Annotated in this window: 22 protein-coding genes; 16 read left to right on the top strand and 6 right to left on the bottom strand. The window is 71.5% G+C overall.

The features are described from left to right. Positions 1-49 precede the first annotated feature (49 nt). From BJP65_RS14525 to BJP65_RS14510, 5 genes are all read left to right on the top strand, one after another. The gene (locus tag BJP65_RS14525; protein ID WP_070409599.1) at positions 50-1,210 is read left to right on the top strand and encodes an acyl-CoA dehydrogenase family protein; all 1,161 of its coding nucleotides are present in this window, start codon (positions 50-52) and stop codon (positions 1,208-1,210) included. Next, the gene (locus BJP65_RS14520) at positions 1,210-2,484 is read left to right on the top strand and encodes a DUF445 domain-containing protein (protein WP_070409598.1); all 1,275 of its coding nucleotides are present in this window, start codon (positions 1,210-1,212) and stop codon (positions 2,482-2,484) included. Before BJP65_RS14525 ends, BJP65_RS14520 begins: the two co-directional genes overlap by 1 nt. A 211-nt stretch (positions 2,485-2,695) precedes the next feature. Then, positions 2,696-3,046 (top strand): gamma-glutamylcyclotransferase family protein, encoded by a 351-nt coding sequence (locus BJP65_RS14515; RefSeq protein ID WP_156784914.1) that lies wholly within the window; start codon positions 2,696-2,698, stop codon positions 3,044-3,046. Continuing rightward, positions 3,043-3,240 (top strand): hypothetical protein, encoded by a 198-nt coding sequence (locus BJP65_RS16685; RefSeq protein ID WP_156458783.1) that lies wholly within the window; start codon positions 3,043-3,045, stop codon positions 3,238-3,240. The genes BJP65_RS14515 and BJP65_RS16685 overlap by 4 nt, the downstream gene beginning before the upstream one ends. After that, complete coding sequence (locus BJP65_RS14510; RefSeq protein WP_070409597.1) at positions 3,237-3,701, top strand: histidine phosphatase family protein; 465 nt, start codon at positions 3,237-3,239, stop codon at positions 3,699-3,701. The genes BJP65_RS16685 and BJP65_RS14510 overlap by 4 nt, the downstream gene beginning before the upstream one ends. 66 nt (positions 3,702-3,767) lie before the next feature. Here the strand turns inward: BJP65_RS14510 and hutH are convergent, their stop codons facing one another. Further along, positions 3,768-5,312, bottom strand: coding sequence for a histidine ammonia-lyase (gene hutH, locus BJP65_RS14505; RefSeq protein ID WP_070409596.1), 1,545 nt, complete (start codon positions 5,310-5,312; stop codon positions 3,768-3,770). Between the two features lie 60 nt (positions 5,313-5,372). On the opposite strand from hutH, the gene BJP65_RS14500 reads away from it, so the two are divergent. Then, positions 5,373-6,146 carry an IclR family transcriptional regulator gene (locus tag BJP65_RS14500; protein WP_070409595.1) on the top strand — a complete coding sequence of 258 codons (774 nt, stop codon included), beginning with the start codon at positions 5,373-5,375 and terminating at the stop codon, positions 6,144-6,146. Between the two features lie 589 nt (positions 6,147-6,735). Here the strand turns inward: BJP65_RS14500 and BJP65_RS14495 are convergent. Then, positions 6,736-7,746 (bottom strand): LacI family DNA-binding transcriptional regulator, encoded by a 1,011-nt coding sequence (locus tag BJP65_RS14495; protein WP_070409594.1) that lies wholly within the window; start codon positions 7,744-7,746, stop codon positions 6,736-6,738. Positions 7,747-7,933: 187 nt separating this feature from the next. Here BJP65_RS14495 and BJP65_RS14490 point away from each other — a divergent pair, with 187 nt between their 5' ends. The 4 genes from BJP65_RS14490 to BJP65_RS14475 are packed head-to-tail and all read left to right on the top strand — an operon-like array spanning position 7,934 to position 13,195. Continuing rightward, a complete protein-coding gene (locus BJP65_RS14490) occupies positions 7,934-9,184 on the top strand; it encodes an extracellular solute-binding protein (RefSeq protein ID WP_055938000.1) in 1,251 nt (416 codons plus the stop codon). Between the two features lie 26 nt (positions 9,185-9,210). After that, entirely contained in the window at positions 9,211-10,323 is a 1,113-nt protein-coding gene (locus tag BJP65_RS14485; RefSeq protein ID WP_055838070.1) for a carbohydrate ABC transporter permease, read from the top strand. Next, complete coding sequence (locus tag BJP65_RS14480) at positions 10,320-11,234, top strand: carbohydrate ABC transporter permease (RefSeq protein ID WP_070409593.1); 915 nt, start codon at positions 10,320-10,322, stop codon at positions 11,232-11,234. Before BJP65_RS14485 ends, BJP65_RS14480 begins: the two co-directional genes overlap by 4 nt. After that, positions 11,231-13,195, top strand: coding sequence for a glycogen debranching N-terminal domain-containing protein (locus BJP65_RS14475; RefSeq protein ID WP_083285880.1), 1,965 nt, complete (start codon positions 11,231-11,233; stop codon positions 13,193-13,195). Before BJP65_RS14480 ends, BJP65_RS14475 begins: the two co-directional genes overlap by 4 nt. A gap of 71 nt (positions 13,196-13,266) precedes the next feature. Here BJP65_RS14475 and BJP65_RS14470 read toward each other — a convergent pair whose 3' ends face one another. After that, entirely contained in the window at positions 13,267-13,743 is a 477-nt protein-coding gene (locus tag BJP65_RS14470) for a YbaK/EbsC family protein (RefSeq protein WP_070409592.1), read from the bottom strand. Positions 13,744-13,978: 235 nt separating this feature from the next. Between BJP65_RS14470 and BJP65_RS14465 the strand changes: the two genes are divergently transcribed. Then, the gene (locus BJP65_RS14465) at positions 13,979-15,052 is read left to right on the top strand and encodes a Glu/Leu/Phe/Val dehydrogenase family protein (RefSeq protein WP_070409591.1); all 1,074 of its coding nucleotides are present in this window, start codon (positions 13,979-13,981) and stop codon (positions 15,050-15,052) included. A 57-nt stretch (positions 15,053-15,109) separates the two neighbouring features. Here the strand turns inward: BJP65_RS14465 and BJP65_RS14460 are convergent, their stop codons facing one another. The 3 genes from BJP65_RS14460 to BJP65_RS14450 all read right to left on the bottom strand — a co-directional run bounded on the left by BJP65_RS14460 (position 15,110) and on the right by BJP65_RS14450 (position 16,802). After that, entirely contained in the window at positions 15,110-15,448 is a 339-nt protein-coding gene (locus BJP65_RS14460) for an Lsr2 family protein (protein ID WP_055838082.1), read from the bottom strand. A 75-nt stretch (positions 15,449-15,523) separates the two neighbouring features. Then, positions 15,524-16,288 carry an acetolactate decarboxylase gene (locus BJP65_RS14455; RefSeq protein ID WP_055838085.1) on the bottom strand — a complete coding sequence of 255 codons (765 nt, stop codon included), beginning with the start codon at positions 16,286-16,288 and terminating at the stop codon, positions 15,524-15,526. 1 nt (position 16,289) lies between these two features. After that, complete coding sequence (locus BJP65_RS14450) at positions 16,290-16,802, bottom strand: Lsr2 family protein (protein ID WP_308447282.1); 513 nt, start codon at positions 16,800-16,802, stop codon at positions 16,290-16,292. A 3-nt stretch (positions 16,803-16,805) separates the two neighbouring features. On the opposite strand from BJP65_RS14450, the gene BJP65_RS14445 reads away from it, so the two are divergent. The 5 genes from BJP65_RS14445 (at position 16,806) to BJP65_RS14425 (ending at position 22,613) form a co-directional block, all read left to right on the top strand. After that, positions 16,806-18,305, top strand: a complete 1,500-nt coding sequence (locus tag BJP65_RS14445; RefSeq protein ID WP_070409590.1) for an amino acid permease — start codon at positions 16,806-16,808, stop codon at positions 18,303-18,305. Between the two features lie 162 nt (positions 18,306-18,467). Then, positions 18,468-19,517 carry an efflux RND transporter periplasmic adaptor subunit gene (locus BJP65_RS14440; RefSeq protein WP_070409589.1) on the top strand — a complete coding sequence of 350 codons (1,050 nt, stop codon included), beginning with the start codon at positions 18,468-18,470 and terminating at the stop codon, positions 19,515-19,517. Next, positions 19,514-20,434, top strand: a complete 921-nt coding sequence (locus BJP65_RS14435; RefSeq protein ID WP_083285879.1) for an ABC transporter ATP-binding protein — start codon at positions 19,514-19,516, stop codon at positions 20,432-20,434. The genes BJP65_RS14440 and BJP65_RS14435 overlap by 4 nt, the downstream gene beginning before the upstream one ends. Next, positions 20,434-21,726: an ABC transporter permease gene (locus BJP65_RS14430; protein WP_083285878.1), complete on the top strand. Its 1,293-nt coding sequence runs from the start codon at positions 20,434-20,436 to the stop codon at positions 21,724-21,726. Before BJP65_RS14435 ends, BJP65_RS14430 begins: the two co-directional genes overlap by 1 nt. Positions 21,727-21,869: 143 nt before the next feature. After that, positions 21,870-22,613 carry an ABC transporter ATP-binding protein gene (locus tag BJP65_RS14425; RefSeq protein WP_055939325.1) on the top strand — a complete coding sequence of 248 codons (744 nt, stop codon included), beginning with the start codon at positions 21,870-21,872 and terminating at the stop codon, positions 22,611-22,613. The last annotated feature ends 4 nt before the right edge of the window (positions 22,614-22,617 follow it).

The raw sequence follows: 22,617 nt of genomic DNA, 5'->3' as shown, positions 1-22,617 counted from the left end.
CGCTGCCACCCCGCCCGCGATGTCGGCGCACCCGAGCAGAATGGATGCCATGACCCCGTTCGATCCGGCGCAGTACCTGCCCGATGACCTCCTCGCGCGCATCCGCGAGCGGGCCGTGGTGCACGACCGCGACAACACCTTTCCGCACGACGACCTCGACGAGCTGCGCGCGGCCGGGTATCTCGGCATCCTGGTGCCGGCGGAGCTCGGCGGCGCGGGACTGACCCTGGCCGAGGCGTCGGTGCTGCAGCAGCGCCTGGCGGGGGCCGCCCCGGCGACCGCGCTCGCGATCAACATGCACCTGGTGTGGACCGGGGTGGCGAAGGTGCTGCGCGATCGTGGGATCGACGACCTCGAGTTCGTCCAGCGCGGGGCCGCCGCGGGCGAGGTGTTCGCCTTCGGCATCAGCGAGGCCGGCAACGACCTGGTGCTCTTCGGCAGCGACACCGACGCCGTCCCCGACGGTGACGGTGGGTACGCCTTCACCGGTACGAAGATCTTCACCTCGCTCTCGCCGGTGTGGACCCATCTGGGCGTCCACGGGCTCGACACCACGTCGCCCGACGCGCCGAAGATGGTGTTCGCCTTCCTCGACCGTGACGAGGCCGTCGTCACCCGCGACGACTGGGACACCCTCGGTATGCGCGGAACGCAGAGTCGCACCACCGACCTGCGCCACGCCCGCGCATCGGCCGACCGCGTCGTGCGGCGCATCGATCCCGGACCGCAGCCCGACGCCCTCGTCTTCGGCATCTTCGCCGTCTTCGAGATCCTGCTCGCATCGGTCTACACGGGCATCGCCCGGCGCGCGCTCGACCTCGCGGTCGAGGCGGCGACGTCGAAGCGGTCGAAGAAGACGGGCACGACGTACGCGAACGACCCCGACATCCGTCGACGCGTCGCCGGAATGGCGATCGCCTACGAGGCGCTGCCCCCGCAGCTCGCCGCCCTGAGCGCCGACGTCGACGCGGTGGTCGACCACGGCGCCCGGTGGTTCTCACTGCTGGCCGGCGTCAAGCACCGCGCCGTCACCATGGCCAAGTCGGTCGTCGACGATGCGGTCCTCGTCGCCGGCGGATCGGCGTACTTCTCGCGCACCGAGCTGAGCCGCCTCTACCGAGACGTCCTCGCCGGCATGTTCCATCCCTCCGATCCCGAATCGGCGCACTCCACCGCCGCCTCGGCCTGGCTCGGGCCGGTGACCGCGTGATGGCCCGCACCCCGTCGACCCTGCTCAGCCCGGCCGACCAGGAACGCCGCCGCGCGCTACGCGTGATGAAGGGCGTCGCCCTCGGCGCGCTGCTGGGCATGGCGGTCATCTTCGCGATCTCGTTCTCGCTGCAGCGCGAGATCGAGTGGATGCAGTACGTCCGCGCCGCGGCCGAGGGCGGAATGGTCGGTGCACTGGCCGACTGGTTCGCCGTCACGGCGCTGTTCCGGCATCCGCTGGGCCTTCCCATCCCCCACACCGCGATCATCCCCCGACGCAAAGACGAGATCGGCAAGCAGCTCGGCGAGTTCGTCGAGACCAACTTCCTCGAGGGCGACGTCGTGCGCACGAAGCTCGAGTCCACGCCGCTCGCCGCCCGCGCGGGAGCCTGGCTCGCCGAGCCCGCGCACGCCGACCGCCTCGCCGCCGAGGGCGCGACGCTCGCGACCAGCGTGCTCGCGGCACTGAGCGACGACGACGTTCAGACGCTCATCGAAGACCTCGCCCGCGAGCACCTGCTCTCGCCCGACTGGGGCCCCTCGATCGGCGGGTGGCTCGAACGCGTCGTCGGGTCGGGCGCCCACCACGGCGCCGTCGACCTCGCTCTCGACAACATCGCCGTGTGGCTCGGCAACAACCGCGAGGTCTTCGACGGCCTCGTCTCGCGCCGCATGCCGGCGTGGGTGCCGAGCATGGCCACGCGACTCGTCGACGACACCGTCTACCGCGAGGCCGTGCAGTTCGTCGACGCCGTGCGCGCCGACCCGCGGCACCAGGCTCGCGGGGCGATCGACGGCTACCTCCGCCGCCTCGCCGACAACCTGCAGCACGACCCCGCCACCATGGTGCGCCTCGAAGAAGCCAAGGCCTCGGTGTTCGACAGCCCGCGCGTGCGTCAACTCGCCGCCGATGCCTGGAACACCGCGAAGAGCGGACTGCTGCGCGCCCTCGCCGACCCCGAGAGCGCCCTGCGCCGCCGGGCCTCGGCCGCCCTCGCCGAGGTCGGGAGCCGCCTGCAGCACGACGAGACCCTGCAGAAACGGGTCGACGGGTGGGTGACCGACGCCGCCGTGTTCGTCGTCGGACGCTACCGGCACGACATCGCCTCGATCATCACCGACACCGTCGAACGGTGGGACGCCGAAGAGACGACCGAGAAGATCGAGCTCATGGTCGGTCGCGACCTGCAGTACATCCGCTTGAACGGCACGATCGTCGGCGCCCTCGCGGGCCTCGCGATCTTCACGATCGCGCACTTCGCATGGGGCTCGTGAGCGTCTCGTGTCGTCGCCCGGCAGCCCGGCGTGAGGCTCCGGCGGCGGGGCGGAGAGGGCTCTCGACTCGAGGCGGCCCGGCGCGAAGGTCCGGGAGCGGGGCCGCGACGGCCGTCCTCCGGCGGCGCGGCGCACAGCTCCGACGATCGTGCCGTGACGGCCATCGCGTCGCACCGCCCGTCGGGGCCACCGGGTGGGTAGCCTGGGGCGCGTGAGCGACGGTTCGGGGCTCGAGCTCCTCTTCACCTACGGGACGCTGCAGCTGCCCGACGTGCAGCTCGACACGTTCGGCCGCCTGGTCGGCGGTGACGCCGACACGCTGCCCGGGTACCGCCTCGAATGGACCGACATCGACGACGAGCGCGTGGCGCAGCTCTCGGGCCTCGACAAGCACCCGATCCTGCGGCAGACGGGCGACGCGCACGACCGCGTGTTCGGTCGCGTCCTGACGTTGACCGCCGAGGAGCTCGACGCGGCCGACGAGTACGAGGTGTCGCTGTACCGCCGTGCCTCGGTCAGCCTGGCGAGCGGCCTCCGAGCATGGGTGTACGTGGCCGCATGAGCGCTCCGTCCCTGGGTTCGCTGCGGTCGCGCGTCGGTGACGCGTCCGTGCGCGCCGGCCGCACCGCGGGGCGACGACGCTCCCCCGCCTCACACCCCGGCGCCGCCAGCGCCGACACCGACCACGCCCGCACCGTGCGGCTCGCCGCGCCGTGCACCCTCGAACTCCTGCCCGGATTGGCGGAAAGACGATGATCCAACTCATCCTCGCGCGACACGCGAAATCAGACTGGGCCGACGAGGGCCTCGACGATCATGACCGCCCGCTCAACGACCGGGGACGCCGAGATGCGCCGGTCATGGCGCGCCGCGTGGTGCGTCAGGGCGTGCGCCCCGAGGTGCTGCTGTCGAGCACGGCGCTGCGCGCCCGCCAGACCGCCGAGGCCTTCGGCCGGGCGTTCGAGGTCGACGTCGTCGAGCAGGCCGACCTGTACCTCGCCGACCCCGACCATCTGCTGGCCGCCGCGCGCGCCGCCGGCGTCGACGAGGTCATGGTGGTGGCCCACGACCCGGGCATGAGCGCGCTGGTGTCGCGCCTGGCTGATCGCGACGAGCGCATGGTCACGTGCGCCGTGGCCGTGTTCACCTGGCACGAAGGAACCTGGGACGACGTGGATGCCACCCCGCCCGACGAGTTCGAGCTGCTGACGCCCTGAGAGCCGCGGTCGGCCGCACCCGCGTACCCACCCGCCCTTCGCGCGGGGCACCTGCCGTCGTATCGGTCAGGCGCGATCTGATTCGATCCGCGCGAGGGCGGCCCCCGCGACGGCACCCGAGAGCACGAGGTCGGTGACGGCCTCGATCTCAGGGGAGACGAACCGGTCGGGCCCGGGGCCCGCGACCCGCGTGCGCACGAGGTCGCGCACGGCGCCGGTGGCGGCCGCGGGCGCGAGCGGGGCGCGGAGGTCGAGGGCACGGCATCCGGTCATCACCTCGATGGCGAGCACACGGGCGAGCCCGTCGACGGCGCGACGGAGCTTGCGGGCACCGGCCCAGCCCATCGACACGTGGTCCTCCTGCATCGCGCTCGAGGGGATCGAATCGACCGACGCCGGCACGGCCAGGCGCTTGAGCTCCGAGACGATGCCCGCGGCGGCGTACTGCGCGATCATCAGGCCGCTGTCGACGCCCACCTCGTCGGCGAGGAACGGCGGCAGACCGTTGCTGCGGGCCACGTCGAGCGCGCGGTCGGTGCGTCGCTCCGACATGGATGCCACGTCGGCGACCGCGATGGCGAGGAAGTCCAGCACGTGGGCCACCGGGGCGCCGTGGAAGTTGCCGTTCGACTCGACGCGCCCATCGACGGTGACGACCGGGTTGTCGACGGCCGAGAGCAGCTCGCGGTCGGCGACGGCCGCCGCGTGCGCCACCGTGTCGCGGGCGGCGCCGTGCACCTGGGGGGCGCAGCGCAGCGAGTAGGCGTCCTGCACGCGCGTGCACTGCGGGCCCCGGTGGCTCGCGACGATCGGCGAGCCGGCGAGGAACGCCCGCAGGTTCGCCGCCGACGCGGCCTGACCGAGCTGGGGACGAAGAGCCATCAGGTCGGCGGCGAAGACGGCGTCGGTGCCCAACTGCGACTCGATCGAGATCGCGGCCGACACGTCGGCGGTCGTCAACAGCATGTCGATGTCGTGCAGGGCGAGCAGCAGCATGCCCAGCATGCCGTCGGTGCCGTTGATGAGGGCGAGCCCCTCTTTCTCGCGCAGGGCGAGCGGGGCGATGCCGGCGGCGGCGAGCGCCTCGGCGGCCGTCGTGGCGCGTCCTTCGCCGTCGCGCACCTCGCCCTCGCCCATGACCGCGAGCGCCACGTGCGACAGCGGGGCCAGGTCTCCCGAGCAGCCGAGCGAGCCGTACTCGCGCACCACCGGGGTGATGCCGGCGTTCAGCAGCGCCGCGTACGTCTCGACCACTGCGGGACGCACGCCCGTGCGCCCTGTCGCGAGGGTCTGCAGGCGCAGCAGCATCAGGGCGCGCACGACCTCGCGCTCGACCTCGGCGCCGGTGCCGGCGGCGTGCGAGCGGATGAGGCTGGCCTGCAGCTGCGCGCGCCGGTCCTCGGCGATGAACGTCGTCGCGAGGGCGCCGAAGCCCGTCGAGATGCCGTAGTGCGGCTGCGGGTCGTCGGCGAGTGCCTCGATGAGTGAGCGGGTGTCGGCGACCCGGCGCAACGCCTCGGCGGCCACCTCGACGCGGGCGTCGTGGCGGGCGACGGCGACGACGTCGCGGGGGGCGAGGGGGGTGGATCCGACGGTGACGCTTGAGTTCATGCCCTGATTCCATCGCGACGAGGGCCCCGTGTGGCGGGGATCTGGCATCCTGTGTCTGTCATGCCAGACGTTCCCGCCCCGCAGGTTCCCGCCGCCGACCAGACGCTGCGGATCCTCTCGCTGCTCGCGCGCCAGCCCGGGCCGGTCGCCGCGCAGACGATCGCGACCACGCTCGGCATCCCCCGATCGAGCACGTACCACCTGCTCGCCACCCTCGAGCAGCACGGGTACGTGGTGCACCTGCCCGGCGACCGGCGCTGGGGGCTCGGCACCGCGGCCTTCGAACTCGGCGGCGGCTACGCCCGGCAGCAGCCGCTCGCCCGCCTCGGGCGCCCGCTGCTCGCCGCCCTGTCGGACCGCGTCGGCGAGAGCGCACACCTTGCCGTGCTCACCGGGCGCGACGTGCTGTACATCGTCGAGGAGCGCGCCCCGCGCCGCCCCGCGCTGGTGACCGACGTCGGGGTGCGCCTGCCCGCGCACCTCACCGCGACGGGACGCGCGATGCTCGCAGCCCTCCCGCGCGAGCAGGTGAGGGCGTCGTTCCCGGATGCCACGGCCCTCACGCAGCGGCATGGTCTCGGTCCCGCGACTCCGCGCGCGCTGCGCGAGATGCTGCGCGACGTGCGCGCCGCCGGGTTCGCGAGCGAAGACGGCGAGGTCACCCCCGGGTTCCGTTCGGTGGCCGCGGCCGTGCGGGATCACACCGGGTGGCCCGCCGCTGCCGTGGCGCTCACCTGGCCGGCCGAGGGCGTGGAGCGCGACGCCGCCGCCCTCGCCGAGGCGGCCTCGGCGACGGCCGCGGAGCTGGCCCGCCGGATCGGCCGCCCCGGCTGAGGCCCGCCGCCCCGCCTCCCGGCCCGGCCCGCGCGAGTCCGGCCCCCGCGAGCTCAGTCTCCGCCCGCCGCCCCGCCCCGCACGACGCAAACCCTTGTTGAGTGTCCAAGACACGCCGCATCCAACCCCTCCCGTGCGGCATGTCTCGGACACTCAACGGGCTCGTGTCCGCAGCGGTCACGCCGCAGCGCGGGCGAAGCGAGGCACGCCGCCGCGCGCCGTCCCGCCCGCCCGGCCGACGCAAGCCCCGTCGAGTGTCCAAGACACGCCGCACCTCGCCCCTCTCGAACGGCGTGTCCCGGACACTCAACGGTCTCGGCGTCCGCGCCGCCGCGGGCCGGGCGTCCGCGCCCGTCACGCCACAGTCCGCCGAAGCGCGCCCCGCCCACCGCCCCGCCTCGCCCGCCTCAAACCCTGCCGAGTGTCCAAGACACGCCGCACCCAGCCCTCCCGAACGGCGTGTCTCGGACACTCAACGGTCTGAGCGTCTGCGCCGCCGCGGGCCGGGCCGCCGCACCGCCGCGGACCGGGCGGACTCGCCCGCACCACCGCAGCCCGGGCACCCGCGCCGCGGAACCCGCCCCGCGTCTCAGCGAACGACGAGCCGCGGCTCCACCAGCACGTGCGCGGCGCCGGCGACGGCCGCGCGGGGGGCGACGATGGTGCCGTTCTCGCCCATGAGCAGGTCGAGGGCTCCGGATGCCACCCGCTCGGGGAGCTGCTCGACGCTCGACATCCCGAGAGCCTCGACCGCCGGGGTGTTGTCGAAGCCGACGATGACGAGATCGTCGCGCCCGGCGACGCTGGCGGCGAGATGGGCGCCGATCGCCAGGGAGTCGCTCGCGCAGACGATCGCGCCGATGCCGGGGGTGTCCGCCAGCCCCGCGGCGACGGTGTCGCGGGCTGCGGCGACGTTCTCTTCGACCGTCCAGCGCACCGGCTGGCGCCCGGCGTCGGCGACGGCCTCGCGCCAGCCTCGCTCGCGTTCGTCGCCGGTGCCCGACCCGCGGGGCCAGCCGAGGAACGCCACCGGTCCCGCTCCGCGCTCGAGGGCGTGTCGCGTGGCGGCGCGGGTGCCCGCCGCGCCGTCGACGTCGACCCACAGGTGCGCGGGGGCTTCGACGTCGTCTTCTCCCCAGGGGCGACCGAACGAGACGAAGGGGAGGTTCCGCGCCGTCAGCCACCCGGTGCGGGGGTCGCCGTGGAACGTTCCGGTCACCACGACGGCGTCGACCTCGCCACCTTCGAGCAGGTCGCCGAGGCGCGCGATCTCTTCTTCCGGGGTGCGCGCGGCGTAGAGCAGGACGCGCATGTCGCGCTCTCCCGCCCGTTCGGTGAGGGCGTGCACGAAACGGTCGAGCACGACGCCCGAGATCCCCCCGGCATAGGGATCGAGGTGGATGCCGATGGTCGAGCTGCGGCGCGTGCGCAGACGCCGGGCCGCGGCGTGCGGCCGGTAGCCGAGCTCGGCGATCGCGGCCTCGACGCGCAGCCGCGTCGACTCGCGCACGATGTCGGGGGTGTTCACGACGTTCGAGACGGTCTGGCGCGAGACGCCCGCGACACGGGCGACGTCGTCGACGGTGGGCGCCTTCGCCATGCGACCCCCTCGCTCGTCCATTCGGGCGGACCGACGCCGTCCAGACCGTCAGCCTAAGCCGCGCGACAACCGCTTGACAGACGCCGCTCCCCCTCCTTACCGTAGTCGCACCACAGTTTGAACGTTCAAACTCTGGCCCTCCGAGCACCGCGGAGGGGTCGCATGCCTCATCGAAGGAGAGAGACACATGACACGGCACACTCCCATCCGCCGCGCGCGCACCTGGCTCGGCGCCGGCGCCCTGCTGGCCACCGGCGCCCTCGCGCTGACCGCCTGCGGCTCGGGCTTTTCCGACACACCCGGCGAGAACCAGGCGTCCGGCAGCGGAAAGCTCAGCCTGCTCATCGGCTCCTCGGGCGACGCCGAGACGAAGGCCGTCACCGATGCCGTCGCCGCCTGGAGCGAGCAGTCCGGCGTCGAGGCCGAGGTGCAGACCGCGAACGACCTGCCCCAGCAGCTGTCGCAGGGCTTCGCCGCCGGTTCCCCGCCCGACCTCTTCTACCTCGCGCCCGAGGCCCTCGCGGGCTACGCCGCCAACGGATCGATCGCGGCCTACGGCGACGACCTGGCCAACAAAGACGACTTCTACCCCTCGCTGGTCGACAACTTCACCGTCGACGGCACCTTCTACTGCGCACCCAAGGACTTCTCGACGCTCGCGCTGATCATCAACGCCGATCTGTGGTCGGCCGCCGGACTCACGGATGCCGACATCCCCACGACGTGGGACGAATTGGCATCCGTCGCGCAGCGCCTCACGGTCGACGGCCGCGTCGGACTCGCGTTCGGCGCCGAGTACCAGCGCGTCGGCGCCTTCATGGCGCAAGCGGGCGGCGGCCTCGTCACCGACGGGCAGGCCACGGCCGACAGCCCCGAGAACGTCGAGGCATTGACCTACGTGAAGACGCACCTGAACGACGGCACCTTCGCGTTCGCGTCCGACGTGGGCGCGGGCTGGGGCGGCGAGGCGCTCGGCACCCAGAAGGCCGCGATGGTCATCGAGGGCAACTGGATCACCGGCGCGATGTCGGCCGACTACCCCGACGTGAACTACACCGTCGCCGAGCTTCCCGCCGGCCCCGGCGGCAAGGGCACCCTCCAGTTCACCAACTGCTGGGGCATGGCCGCCGACGGCGGCAACCAGGAGCAGGCCCGCTCGCTCGTGGAGTACCTCACCGGCACCGACCAGCAGCTGGCGTTCTCGCAGGCCTTCGGCCCGATGCCCTCGATCCAGTCCGCCGCCGACGCGTGGACGAGCGCGAACCCGACGCTGACGGCGTTCCTCGCCGGCGCCGAGTACGCCCAGTTCCCGCCGAACATGGCGGGCGCAGCCGACGTCATCACCGACTTCAACGCCCAGCTCGAGTCGCTGAAGACCGGCGACCCGCAGGCGCTGCTGCAGACGGCGCAGTCCAACCTCGAGGCCATCGTCAAGTAATCGCGCCCACGAAACGCGAAACCCTCATGAGTGCTCTCACCACCGCGTCCCGCCGCGCCGGGTCCCCCTCCTCGGGGATCCGGCGCGGCGAGGCCGCCGCCGGCTGGCTGTTCACCGCCCCCGTGCTGATCATCCTCGGCGTCTTCCTGCTCGTCCCCGTGCTGATGGCGCTGTGGGTGAGCTTCTCGGACTGGACCGGGCGCGGCAGCCCCTTCTCGTCGAACGTGAACTTCGTCGGCGTCGACAACTACGCCGCCGTCACCACCGGCGGGGGTTTGGCCGAACGCGACTTCGGAACGGCCCTGCGCAACAACGGCTGGTACGTGCTGCTGGTCGTGCCCCTGCAGACCGCGCTCTCGCTCTTCCTCGCCGTGTTGGTCAACCGCGCGGTCCTGCGCGGTCGCGGGCTGTTCCGCACCGCCTTCTACTTCCCCTCGGTCACGAGCTCGGTGGCCATCACCGTGCTGTGGCTGTTCCTCTTCTCGGCCTCGGGCGCCGTCAACGAGGTGCTGTCGTGGCTCGGCATCAACGGTCCCAACTGGTTCAGCGACCCGTCGGGTGTCGTGCACAACCTTCTCGGCGCCGTCGGCATCACGAGTGGCCCCGCCTTCCTCACCGGCAACACCCTGCTCGGGGTGTCGTGGTGGGACTGGCTCGCGGGTCCCTCGGTGGCGATGTCGGCGTTCATCGTCATGGCCGTGTTCACGACCTCGGGAACCTTCATGCTCCTGTTCATCGCGGGTCTGCAGAACATCGGCGGCGACGTGCAGGAGGCCGCCATGATGGACGGCGCGACCGGATGGCAGCGGTTCTGGCGCGTCACCCTCCCCCAGCTCAAGCCCGTGCTGTTCACGGTGCTGACCCTGGGCCTCATCGGCACGTGGCAGGTGTTCGACCAGATCTACACCGGCACGCAGGGAGGCCCGGGCAAGACGACGCTGACGCCCGCGTACCTCAGCTACTCGTCGGCCTTCCTGTCGCAGCAGTGGGGCCAGGGAGCCGCGATCGCCTTCGTGCTGTTCGTCATCATCGTCGCGCTGACGATCCTGCAGCGCTTCGTGCTGCGCGACCGTCCCGTCTCGCGGCGCCGCATCCGGCAGTACGAGGTACGCACCGGCACGAAGGGAGGCACGCGATGACCGCCACGGCATCCCCCGCGACCACCGTCCTCGCGGAGCAGCGGATCGAGGGGCCCCGGCGTCCCCGCCGGCACCGCCTGTCGGGCAAGGCCCTGCGCTGGCAGATCGGCCTCTACGTCCTGCTCATCGTGCTCGCCGTCATCTACATCTATCCGTTCCTGGTGCAGGTGGCGACCTCGTTCAAGACGGATGCCGCGGCGGCGGCCGATCCGATCTCGCTCGCGCCGCAGCCCTTCACGTGGACGGCATACGAGCGCCTGTTCCTGAACTCCGACTTCCCCGTGTGGTTCGGCAACTCCGCGATCGTGACCGTCTTCGTCACCCTGGGCCGCGTGTTCTTCAACTCCCTCGCCGGCTACGCGCTCGCCCGCCTGCAGTTCCGCGGACGCGGTCTCGTGTTCGCCGGACTCGTCGGGGTCATGGCGGTGCCCACGGTGGTGCTGCTGATCCCGAAGTTCCTCGTGATCAATCAACTCGGCATCTACGACTCGTACGCCGGCATGATCCTCCCGCTCCTCGTGGATGCCGCGGGCGTGTTCATCATGAAGAACTTCTTCGAGTCGATCCCCCCGTCCGTCGAGGAGCAGGCGCGCGTCGACGGCGCCGGCACCTTCCGCATCTTCTGGTCGGTCGTGCTGCCCATGGCGCGCCCCGCGCTCATCACGATCGTCATCCTGTCGTTCCAGGGATCGTGGAACGAGCTGAGCCATTTCGTCGTCTCGACCCAGTCCCCCGAGCTGACCACCCTCACCAAGGGCGTCGCCGCCCTCGCGAGCGGTCAGCTCAGCCAGGGCAGCCAGTTCCCCCTCAAACTCGCGGCCGCGGCCATCATGACGATCCCCGTCGCCGTGGTGTTCTTCGTCTTCCAGCGCCGCATCATGAACGCCAGTGAAGGAGCCGTCAAAGAATGACCACCGCCCCCACCACCTCGCCCGCCTCGCGCGTGTCCGGGACGACGGCCACCCCGACTCCTGTGCAGCCCCTGTTGAACGACGCCGTCATCGCGCTCCGCGCTCCCACGCAGGTGTGGTCCGATTCGACCGGCGACATGGGCTCCGCCGCCGTGCACGGGGTCTACCACGGTGATGTGCGGCACGTGCGGTCGCTGACCGCGAGCTGCGACGACTCCCCCGTCGAGTGGATCTCGACGGCTCCCGACGGCGCGTCGCGCATCGTGTTCGGCGGTCTGCTGCGCGCGCTCGACGACGCGACCCCGGATCCCAAGGTGCGACTGCTGCGCGATCGCCGGGTGTCCGACGGGCACCTCAGCGAAACCTGGACCCTGCGCTCGCGCGTCGATCACCCCGTCGTGACGACCCTGCACCTCGCGCTCCGTCCCGAGTTCGCGCAACTGCACGAGGTGAAGTCGGGCCACGCGCACCCCCGCCCCGCCGACATCGAGCTCGCCGGTGATCGCGCGCTCGTCGACGCCGGCCCGCAGGGACTCGAGCTGATCGCGCCGGGGGCATGTGTGGCATCCGGGGCCGGCGAGCTCACCGCCCGCTGGGACGTCGAGATCCCCGCTCTCGGGTCGGTCGAGGTCGCGTGGACCCTCACCCTGCGCGACGACACCCTCGTCGTCGGCTCGGCCGCGGCGCCCGCGCGGTGGAACGCCGCCGCCGTCGCGCAGACGACCACCGACCCGCGGCTCGGTCGGTGGCTGCACACCGCGCTCGACGATCTCGACTCCCTGCGGCTCGTGCTGCCCGAGCACCCCGACGACGAGTTCTACGCCGCCGGAGCGCCGTGGTTCTTCACGCTCTTCGGCCGCGATTCGATCTGGGCCGCGCGTCTGACTCTGCCGCTGGACCGCGCGATCGCGGAGTCCACGCTGCGCGTGCTCGCGCGGCTGCAGGGCGCCGACGACGACGCGTCGACCGCGCAGGAGCCGGGCAAGATCCTGCACGAGCTGCGCGCCTCGGCGCTTGAGATGCCCGGCGAGGGCATCGTGCTGCCGCCGAAGTACTACGGCAGCGTCGACTCCACGCCCCTGTGGATCTGCCTTCTCGCCGACACCTGGCGCGCCGGCATGCCCGACGCCGAGGTGCGGGAGCTGCTCCCGACGCTGCGCGCCGCGCTCGGCTGGATCCGCGACAGCGGCGACAGCGACGGCGACGGCTTCCTCGACTACATCGATCGCCTGGGTACGGGCCTGTCGAACCAGGGGTGGAAGGACTCCGGCGACTCGATCCAGTGGCGCGACGGGCGACTCGCCGAGGGGCCGATCGCGCTCTGCGAGGTGCAGGCCTATGCCTACGAGGCGGCTCTCGCCGGTGCCGACCTGCTCGACACGCTCGGGAGCGAGTCGGATGCCACCGAGGCGGCGTTCTGGCGCGGATGGGCGGCCGATCTGAAGGCGCGGTTCGCCGAAAGCTACTGGGTCCAGACTCCCGAGGGCCGGTACCCCGCCGTCGCGCTCGACCGCGACAAGAAGCCCGTCGACACCCTCACCAGCAACATCGGGCATCTGCTGGGGACCGGCATCCTCTCACCCGACGATGAGGCGCACGTCGCGGGGCTGCTCCGCGGCGAGAGCATGTCGAGCGGGTACGGCATCCGCACGATGTCGACCGCGGCCGCGGGCTACTGGCCGCTGTCGTACCACGGGGGCAGCGTGTGGGTGCACGACACCGCGATCGCCGCCCACGGCATGCTGCGCGCCGGGCTCCGCGCCGACGCGCGGGCGGTCGTCGAGGGGCTGCTCGACGCGGCCGAGGGCTTCGCCTACCGCGTGCCCGAGCTGCACTCCGGCGACCCGCGCACCCATTCGTCGGTGCCGACGCCGTACCCCGCGGCGTGCCGCCCCCAGGCCTGGTCGGCCGCCGCCGCGGTGGTGTGCCTGACCGCGCTCACGACCTCGCCCGGAGCGTAGCCGCCGGGCGGCGGCGGCCTCCCCCGACCGCCGTCGTCCGGCCTTTCGACACGTCGCGCGACCCGATGTTCTCAGGCGACCCGCGTCACCGTGCCGCCGGTGAGTCGAACCAGCTCGTCGAACGTCAGGGGGAACACCGTGTGCGGGGTGCCGCCCGCCGCCCAGATCTCGGCGAACTCCGCGAGCGCCTCATCGACGATCGTCGTCAGCGGGGCCGGGTGCCCGGTGGGGGCGACGCCCCCGATGGGCTGCCCCGTGGCCGCGAGCACCTGATCGGGCGTCGCCCGGCGGATGCTCCCGCGCCCGAGCCGCTCCGCCAGCGCCGACGTGTCCACGCGGTGCGCGCCGCTCGTCATCACCAGCAGCGGCTCGTCGTCGCTCCAGAACACGAGGCTGTTGGCGATCGCCCCCACCTCGATGTCGAGCGCCGCCGCCGCGAGCGCGGCTGTGGAGGCGGCATCCGGAAGCACGATGATCGCCCCCTCGATGCCCGCGGCCTCGAGCGAGGCGGCGACGAGACGGCTGCGAGCGGGAAGGGCGTGGTTCATGGCGTCAGCCTAGGTGTTCCCCCTCGCTCCCTCGCGAGAGCACACGGTCCGCGCGAGGTCGCACCTCCTCGCGGGTCCTCGCGCCGATCGTGGGCTCTCGGCATCCGCTGCGCGCCGCACTCGCGCAGGCCGCACTCGCGCACGCCGCGGCCCCGGGTCACAATGGAGGGGGATGCCGCAACGCCGCGGCACCCGCTGAGCACCGCCCACAAGGCGGTCGACGACAAGGAACGCGATGACCCACGCCCTCCCCCTGCCCGATTTCACGCACGAACGCGTGGAGGTGATCACGGGGCGGCGGAGCGGTCTGCTCGTCGCCGTCGCCCTCCACTCCTCGGTTCTCGGCTCCGCCCTCGGCGGCGCGCGACTGTGGACCTACCCGTCGTGGACCGACGCGGTCGGTGACGCGCTGCGCCTGTCGGCCGCCATGACGCTGAAGAACGCGGCCGCCGGTCTCGACGCCGGCGGGGGTAAGTCGGTGATCGGCCTTCCCGAGGGGACGGTGCTCGACACCGACCGGCGCCGTGCCGCCTTCCTCGACCTGGGTGACGCCGTCGAGAGCTTCGACGGGCTGTACCGCACCGCCGAGGACGTGGGATCCACGACCGAAGACATGCTCACCGTCAGCGAGCGCACCGCGCACGTGGTGGGTCTCCCCGACTCCGTCGGAGGCTCCGGCGAACCCGCCGGCCCCACGAGCTCGGGTGTCTACGCCTCGCTCATCGCCACCCTGGAGCGTGCGGTGGGCGCCGGCGACGTCGCGGGACGCCGCATCACGATCGCCGGCCTCGGCCAGGTCGGCGGCCGACTGGCCCAACGCCTGGCGTCGGAGCACGCCGCCCTGACCGTCACCGACGTCGATCCCGCCAAGCGCGCCCGGGCAGCCGAGCTCGGTGCCGCCTGGGTCGAGCCGGGCGAGGCGCACCTGGTTCCGGCCGACGTGTTCGTGCCGGCCGGCATCGGTGGAGTGCTCACCGACGACGTCATCGACGCGCTCGACGCGCGCGCGGTGTGCGGTCCGGCGAACAACCCGCTGGCCGAGCGCGCGGGGGCGGAGCGGTTGTCCCGCCGCGGGATCCTCTACGCCCCCGACTTCGTCGTGAACGCGGGCGGCGTGATCTACCTCGACCTCGTGGCCAAGCGACGCGGCACCCTCGACGAGATCATGGGGCGCGTCGCCGGCATCGGCGACACCCTCCGCCGCGTCTTCGACGAGGCCGAGACCCGCGGGGTGACCCCTCTGGCCGCCGCCGAGGGTCTGGCCGCCGAACGACTTTCCGTCGGAGCGGGCGCCGTCACCCCCGTGTGAACGAAAAAGAATCCGGATGCCGCGGTCTCGCGGCATCCGGATTCTTTTCGGAAAAGGTCAGTGCGCGGCGTCGTAGGCCTCGAGAATTGTCGTCGAGATGCGCCCGCGCGCATTGATGTCGTGGCCGTTCTTTGCGGCCCAGGTGCGCACGTCGACGAGATCCCGTGACGATGTCGCCCGTCCGCGGGTAACACGGCGGCCACTCGGCGACGGCGACCCGACGGAACGACCCGCGGCGATGAAAGGCGCAAAAGCGTCACGGAGGGTCTGTGCGTTCTCAGCGGAAAGGTCGAGTTCGTAAGCCCGGCCGTCGAGGGAGAAACGAACCGTGTCCCCGTCGTCGAGAACCGTGCCGTCGAGATCGTCGATCAACTGGGTGATCTGCTTTTTAGCCATGCCGTCATCCTAAGTCGGGATTCCCGGGTGATCCGGTGTCTGCTATTGCAGATTCACCCGCCGAATCATCCGCTTTCATCGGGTCGATGAAGTGAGCGGACCACCCTCGACGGCCACGATGCGATGGTCGTCGTCGTGCGTCAGCTCGGTACCGAGGAATTGCGCATCCTGCGGCAACTGCAACGTGAATCGGGCAAACGCGGCCACGCGCAGACGGGCCGAATCCAGCTGCACCTCGAGAACGTGGCCGCCGACGAGCCGGTCGTCGCTGAGGAAATGCAGGTGCAGACCCGCCACCGTGATGCCCTGATAGATGCGGGGCATCCAGAAGCCCACGAGCGAGCCGGCGCGGTCCACGGTCACGGTCTCGATCTGCTCCGCCGCCACCTCGGCGAGCGGCCGGAAGGGCGCCTCCTGCCGCCGCGTGACGCGCGTCTTCACGCGGGAGACGACTCCGTCGAGGCGAACGACGTGGAACAGGTTGCGGCTCGCGAGCCGTGCGTCGACCGCGTCGCCGATCCCGTCGAGATCGAGGCCCTCGACCTCCGCGGTCGCCGCGTCCGCCAGGGTGCAGACGTCGACGAACGGCAGCACCTCACTGTCGTCCATCAGCCGGGGCGGGCCGTCGGTCGTGCACTCGAAGAGCTGTCCGTCGAGAACGACGACCTCACCGCCGAGGCCTTCGCAGCAGCCGATCCCGGTGTCGCCGAGAAGGCGCACGTCGGGAACGGCGATGCCCGACGAATAGACGCCGCCCAGAAGCGCATCGAGAACGGCGAATTGCGTGACCGACGTCGACGCGATCGGCGCCGTCCTCGAGGCGGATCCGGCCGAGGTCAATTCAGGAATGGGCTTCCGTGTAGGCGTCGAGAACCGTCGCGGGAACACGGCCGCGGTCGCTCACGGTGTGTCCGTTCGCGCGCGCCCATTCACGAACGGCACCGAGATCGACGTCGTTCGCGCGGCGGGCCGGACGCGTGCGACGCGTGGTCGACGCGCCTCGCGATGCCGAACGCGCGGCGTCGACGAAAGGAGCGATCGCCGAATAGAACTTGTCGGCATTGCGGTCGGAGAGGTCGATTTCGTACGTACGACCTTCGAGAGAGAAAGTGATCTGCTTTCCCTGTCCTTCTTCGAGGACGGAACCGTCGAGATCGTCGACGAGGTGCGTGATGTGCTTGAGAGCCATAATACGAAAAACTTTACACCCGCATTCCCTGTATTTCTCACCGCGCGCGCGACGTGCTACACCCTCCGGCGTTCCCGCGGGGACGCTAGGCGCAACGGCGAAGACGGTACTACTCTCCGTGGGTGGTGTTCGCTCCCCGAGCACCACCCGAGACAGAGGAAGCACCGCGTGAGCCTTTTCCGTACGAAATCGGTGGAGCAGTCCATCGCCGATACCGACGAGCCCGAGTTCCGGCTGAAGAAGTCCCTGACCGCGGTCGACCTCACCGTGTTCGGCGTGGGCGTCGTGATCGGCGCCGGCATCTTCACCCTCACCGGTCGCGTCGCGCACGACGTCGCCGGCCCCGCCGTGGTCATCAGCTTCATCGTCGCCGCGATCGCCTGCGGCCTGGCGGCCATGTGCTACGCCGAGTTCGCCTCGACGGTGCCGGTCTCGGGATCGGCCTACACATTCTCGTACGCCTCGCTGGGCGAGCTGTTCGCCTGGATCATCGGCTGGGACCTCATCCTCGAGATGTTCCTCGGAGCGAGCGTCGTCGCGCAGGGCTGGAGCGCCTACCTCGGCACCTTCCTGCAGCAGATTGGCATCACGCTGCCGGCGGAGCTCTCGTACGGCGGTGTCGTCGACCTGCCCGCGATCCTGCTCGTCATCGTCTTGGGCGGTCTGATGACCCTCGGCATCAAGGAGTCACTCCGCGTCAACATGGTGCTGGTCGCGGTCAAGCTGTTCATCGTGCTGTTCGTGATCATCGCGGGCATCATGTTCATCAACCCCGCCAACTACAGCCCCTTCGTGCCGGAATCGGTCCCGACCGAGTCGGCGTCGGGCCTCACGCAGCCGCTGCTGCAGTTCCTCTCGGGTCTGGAGCCCGCCACGTTCGGCGTCGGCGGCATCTTGGCGGGTGCGGCCCTGGTGTTCTTCGCCTACATCGGCTTCGACGTCGTCGCCACCACCGCCGAAGAGACCAAGCGGCCCCAGCGCGACCTGCCGATCGGCATCATCGCGTCGCTGGTGATCTGCACGATCCTCTACTGCGCCGTCGCGATCGTCGTCACCGGCATGGTGCCCTACGACCAGCTCAACCCGGCAGCGGCCCTGGCCAACGCCTTCGCATTCCACGGACAGACGTGGATGGCCACCGTGATCGCTGCGGGAGCCGTCGCGGGTCTCACCACCGTGGTGCTGACGCTGATGATCGGCGCGACCCGCATCATCTTCGCGATGTCGCGCGACCGCCTGCTGCCCGGCACACTGGCGAAGGTTCACCCCCGCTTCCGTACGCCGTGGGTGATTTCCGTCATCGTCACGGCCATCGTCGCGGTGGTCGCCGGGTTCACTCCCATCGGCGTCCTCGAAGAGATGGTGAACATCGGCACCCTGTCGGCGTTCGTGCTCGTGTCTGTCGGCGTCATCGTGCTGCGCCGCAACCGTCCCGACCTCAAGCGCGGTTTCCGTGTGCCGTTCAACCCCGTGCTCCCGATCCTCTCGGCGCTCATCTGCACGTACCTCATGCTCAACCTCTCGGTCGAGACCTGGCTGCGCTTCCTCATCTGGCTGGCCATCGGGTTCGCGATCTACTTCGCGTACTCGCGCCGTCATTCGCGCCTGGCGACGGGCGCTCCCCTCGACCCGTCGAAGCCCCGCGTGGTCTCGCCGCCGAAGGAGTAATCCCCTCGCGACACCGGATGCCACGACCCCGCCGTCCTTGCACGGCCGGGGTCGTGGCATCCGTCGTTCACCCGGTCGGAGCCATACATCGACGAAACACGCGCACCCCTAGGGTGAGAGAAATCGCGTCGTCGACGACGGTTCCGACATCCGGGGGGCTTCATGGGGATCGCACGCACGTGGGTCTTTCCGATTCTGCGCATCCTTCTCGTGGCGATCCTCGCGGTCGCCCTCGTGAAGCTGGCGTTCTTCCCGGATCGGCCCGCCGACGCGGCCCCGGCCGAACCGACCGGCGCGATCGTCGAGCCCCGCGTGGTCGCCGCCCTCGGCACGATCACGAACGACGTCGTCATGAAGGCGACCGTCTCAGCCGACGCGGCCGTGCCGCTGAAGTCCACCGCCGCCGGAACGGTGAACAAGATCTTCATCGCCCAGGGGGCGCAGGTCAACGCCGGCGACGTGGTCTTCGACGTCAAGGTGCCGATCGAGCGCGACCCCGCCGACAGCGTGGACGCCGAGGGCAAGCCCAAGCCGGCCATCTTCCGGTGGGAGAACGTCACGGCGCCCGCCGGCGGCACCCTCAGCGCCCTCAGCGTCATCTCGGGCCAAGAGGTGACGATCGGCGCGGTCGCGGGCAACGTCGCACCGCCGAGCTACTCGGTGTCGGGCACCCTGGAGCCCGCCCAGCAGTACCGGCTGCTCAACCGTCCCACCGAGGCCACCGTCACGATCACCGGGGGGCCCGCCGCCTTCACGTGCGGCAACCTGCGCATCACGACCCCGCTCGCCGGCAGCGGCGGCGGCGAGTCCTCGACGTCGGGGACCGAGGGCGCGGCGGCCGGCACGGGCGCCTCGGGCGCCTCGACGACCGCGACCTGCGGGGTTCCGGGCGAGGTGACGGTGTTCTCGGGGCTCGCGGCCGAGATGACCATCGCGGGCGGCCGCGCCGAGAACGTGCTGCTGGTGCCCACGACCGCCGTGCGGGGTGCGGCGCAGAGCGGCACGGTCTGGGTGAGCGCCGCCGATGGCAGCACCGAAGAACGCGCCGTCGCCCTCGGACTCACCGACGGCACCCAGGTGCAGATCACCCAGGGTCTCGCCGAGGGCGAGGAGATCCTCGAGTTCGCGCCCGGTGCCCTCGCCGCCGGGAACGAGGGGTGTACCACCTACCCCGACGGCTCGATGTTCTGCGAACCGGCGCCGGCCGGATGAGCCTGCTCGCGCTGCGCGAGGTCACCCGCACGGTGATCCCGCAGGATCAGCCCGCCCTGACGATCCTGTCGGGCGTCGATCTGACCATCGAGCCCGGCGACCACGTGTCGATCGTCGGTCGCTCCGGGTCGGGCAAGTCGACGCTCCTGAACCTGCTCGGTCTGCTCGACCAGCCCACCAGCGGTGAGATCACCTTCGACGACAAGCCCGTCCGCGCTCTATCGGCGGCGCGACGCGACCGACTGCGCGGGGCCGCGATCGGCTTCGTCTTCCAGCAGTTCAACCTGCTGCCCGGCCGCACGGCGCTCGAGAACGTGACCATGCCGCTGCTGTACTCGACCGGCCGCACGTTCTGGCGTCGCAAGAGGATCGCCGCCGAGATGCTCGAGCTCGTCGGGCTCGAGCACCGGCTCAACAGCATGCCCGACCGCCTGTCGGGCGGAGAACAGCAGCGCGTCGCGATCGCCCGCTCGCTCGTGCGCGGGCCGCGCCTCATCCTTGCGGACGAACCTACCGGGGCTCTCGACCTCGACACCGGGCAGAGCGTGATGGAACTCATCGACGACGTCGCCACCCGGACGGGCGCCGCGCAGGTCGTCATCACCCACGACCCGATGATCGCGCGGCGCGCCCGTCGGCACTTCCGCCTCGATCGCGGCATCCTCACCCCCGTCGACGACCCGACTCTCGAGCCGCTGACGCGCCGCGACCGCAAAGAGATGGCGCCCGGTGCGGGTGCCGCGGCCCTCGTCCTCGCCGACCCGGCGGTCGCGCACGCCGGCGACGGGGCGGCCCCGACCGACTCCGACGCCCTCGCCGACCTGGGGTTCGCGCCCGATGCGCCCCTCCGCGTCGAGCCCTCCGCCCCGCCCGTCGCCACGGCATCCGGTGACGCGTCCGAGAAGGAAGACGCCTGATGCGCGCGCTGACCGCCCTCGTGGGCGCCCTGCTCGAAGCCTGGCAAGAGGTGCGGGTGCACCGCACGCGCGTGCTGCTGTCGCTCATCGGCGTCGCCGTCGCCGTCTGCTCCCTCACCACGGTGGTCGCCCTCGGCGCCATCGTGCAGCAGGCCAACGAAGAGCTCAGCGAGCGCTCGAGCGGCCGGCCGGCCACCCTGTACGTCCAGGCGTATCGCACCGACGGGTCCGCCCTCGACGCGGCGGCGATGGACGCCGCCTGGTCGGAGGTCGTCGACCGCTACCAGGTGTCGTACGCCAGCCGCGTGCAGAGCATCCAGCAGCTCGTGCCCTTCTCGACCGGTGCCGCGCAGGTCGCGACGCAGGCTGTTGATCAGCCCTACGGCGAGATGCACCGCGTGCGCATGCTCGAGGGCGAGTGGTTCACGTCGGCGGATGCCGCTCAGCTGGCCCCGCAGCTCATCGTCAACGAGGTCTTCTGGGACCGCATGGGACGCCCGCCCCTCGAGAGCCACCCCCTCGTGGCTCTAGGCGGTCAAGGCGTGCCGAACGCCGCATCCGGGATCCCCGCGGGCGGGGTGACCGCCGTCGTCGTCGGCGTCACCCCGGCGGCGGACTACGAGGTGGAGCCCTCGATGTTCATGCTCGCCGGGCAACTGCAGGCGATGCAGGACGCCGCGACCGGGGAGCGCGGATCGTCGGCCGTCGCCGTCGATCCGTACGGCGGCGGAGCCCCGCAGACGCAGTACGAGATGTGGATCCCCCCGGAGCTCGCCGACCAGCTGACGACCCTCATCAAGCGCGACCTCGCGGGCTCCCTCGGCGAGGGAGTCGAGGTCAACGCCAACCGTCAGGACTGGGCGCAGTACGGTGACGATCCGTTCCTCGTGACCAAGATGGTGGTCATCGGCATCGCGGTGCTCGTGCTGCTGCTCGGCGCCCTGGGTCTGGTGAACATCGCGCTCGTGACGGTGAAGCAGCGCGTGCGCGAGATCGGCATCCGACGCAGCTTCGGTGCGACGGCCGGTCGCGTGTTCTTCGCGGTCATGATGGAGAGCGTCGTCGCCACCGTGGTCGCCGGCGCCGTGGGGGTCGCGGTGTCGATCATCGCCGTGCAGTCCCCCGCGATGCGCGATCTCATCGGACAGGGCATGGTCAGCGATTTCCCGCCGTTCCCCGTGGATGCCGCGATCACCGGCCTCATCGCCGCCACCGCCGTGGGGGCCCTCGCGGGGCTGCTGCCCGCGCTGGTGGCGGTGCGGGTGCGGGTGATCGACGCGATCCGCTACTGAACGCACGGTCGAACCGATTGCTGCGGTCGGACCGGGCCCGCCGATAGGTTCGGAGGGTGACCGATATTCCCCGTGACGTACCGCCGCCGTCCGCCCTCCCCGACGCCGTCGCACCGCCGACGTCGACCGACTCACTGCCCGCCATGGAGCTCACCGGCTTGATGAAGCGGTTCGGCGAGAAGACGGCGGTCGCGGGGCTCGACCTCACCGTGCCCGCGGGGTCGTTCTACGGCCTCGTCGGCCCGAACGGCGCGGGAAAGACCACGACCCTGTCGATGGCGACGGGTCTGCTGCGCCCCGATGCGGGCGTCGCGCGCATCCACGGCGTCGACGTCTGGGCGCAGCCGGTCGAGGCCAAGAAGCTCATCGGCAACCTCGCCGACGGCGTCCGCCTGTTCGACCGCCTCACCGGCGAGCAGTTGGTCACCTACACGGGCATGATGTTCGGCCTCGCGCGCGACGAGGTCGCCGCGCGCACCGCCGATCTGCTGCGCATCATGGACCTGGGCGAGGCGGCGGGCACCCCCGTCGTCGACTACTCCGCCGGCATGACCAAGAAGGTGGCCCTCGCGTGCGCCCTCGTGCACGCGCCCCGCCTGCTCGTGCTCGACGAGCCCTTCGAATCGGTCGACCCGGTCTCGGCCGCGAACATCGAGGACATCCTGCGCGGCTACACCGCATCGGGCGGCACGGTCATCGTGTCGAGCCACTCGATGGACCTCGTGCAGCGCATGTGCGACCACGTCGCCGTCATCGCGCAGGGCCGGCTGCTGGCATCCGGAACCGTCGACGAGGTGCGCGCGGGCGCGACCCTGCAGGACCGCTTCGTCGACCTCGTCGGCGGACGCCACCACGCGGAGGGGCCCCAGTGGTTGCGACAGTCCTGAGGAT

This window comes from Microbacterium sp. BH-3-3-3, from assembly GCF_001792815.1.
Classification (GTDB): Bacteria; Actinomycetota; Actinomycetes; order Actinomycetales; family Microbacteriaceae; genus Microbacterium.
The sequence above is the reverse complement of the archived record's forward strand: the minus strand, read 5'-3'. Positions and strand labels throughout refer to the sequence as shown.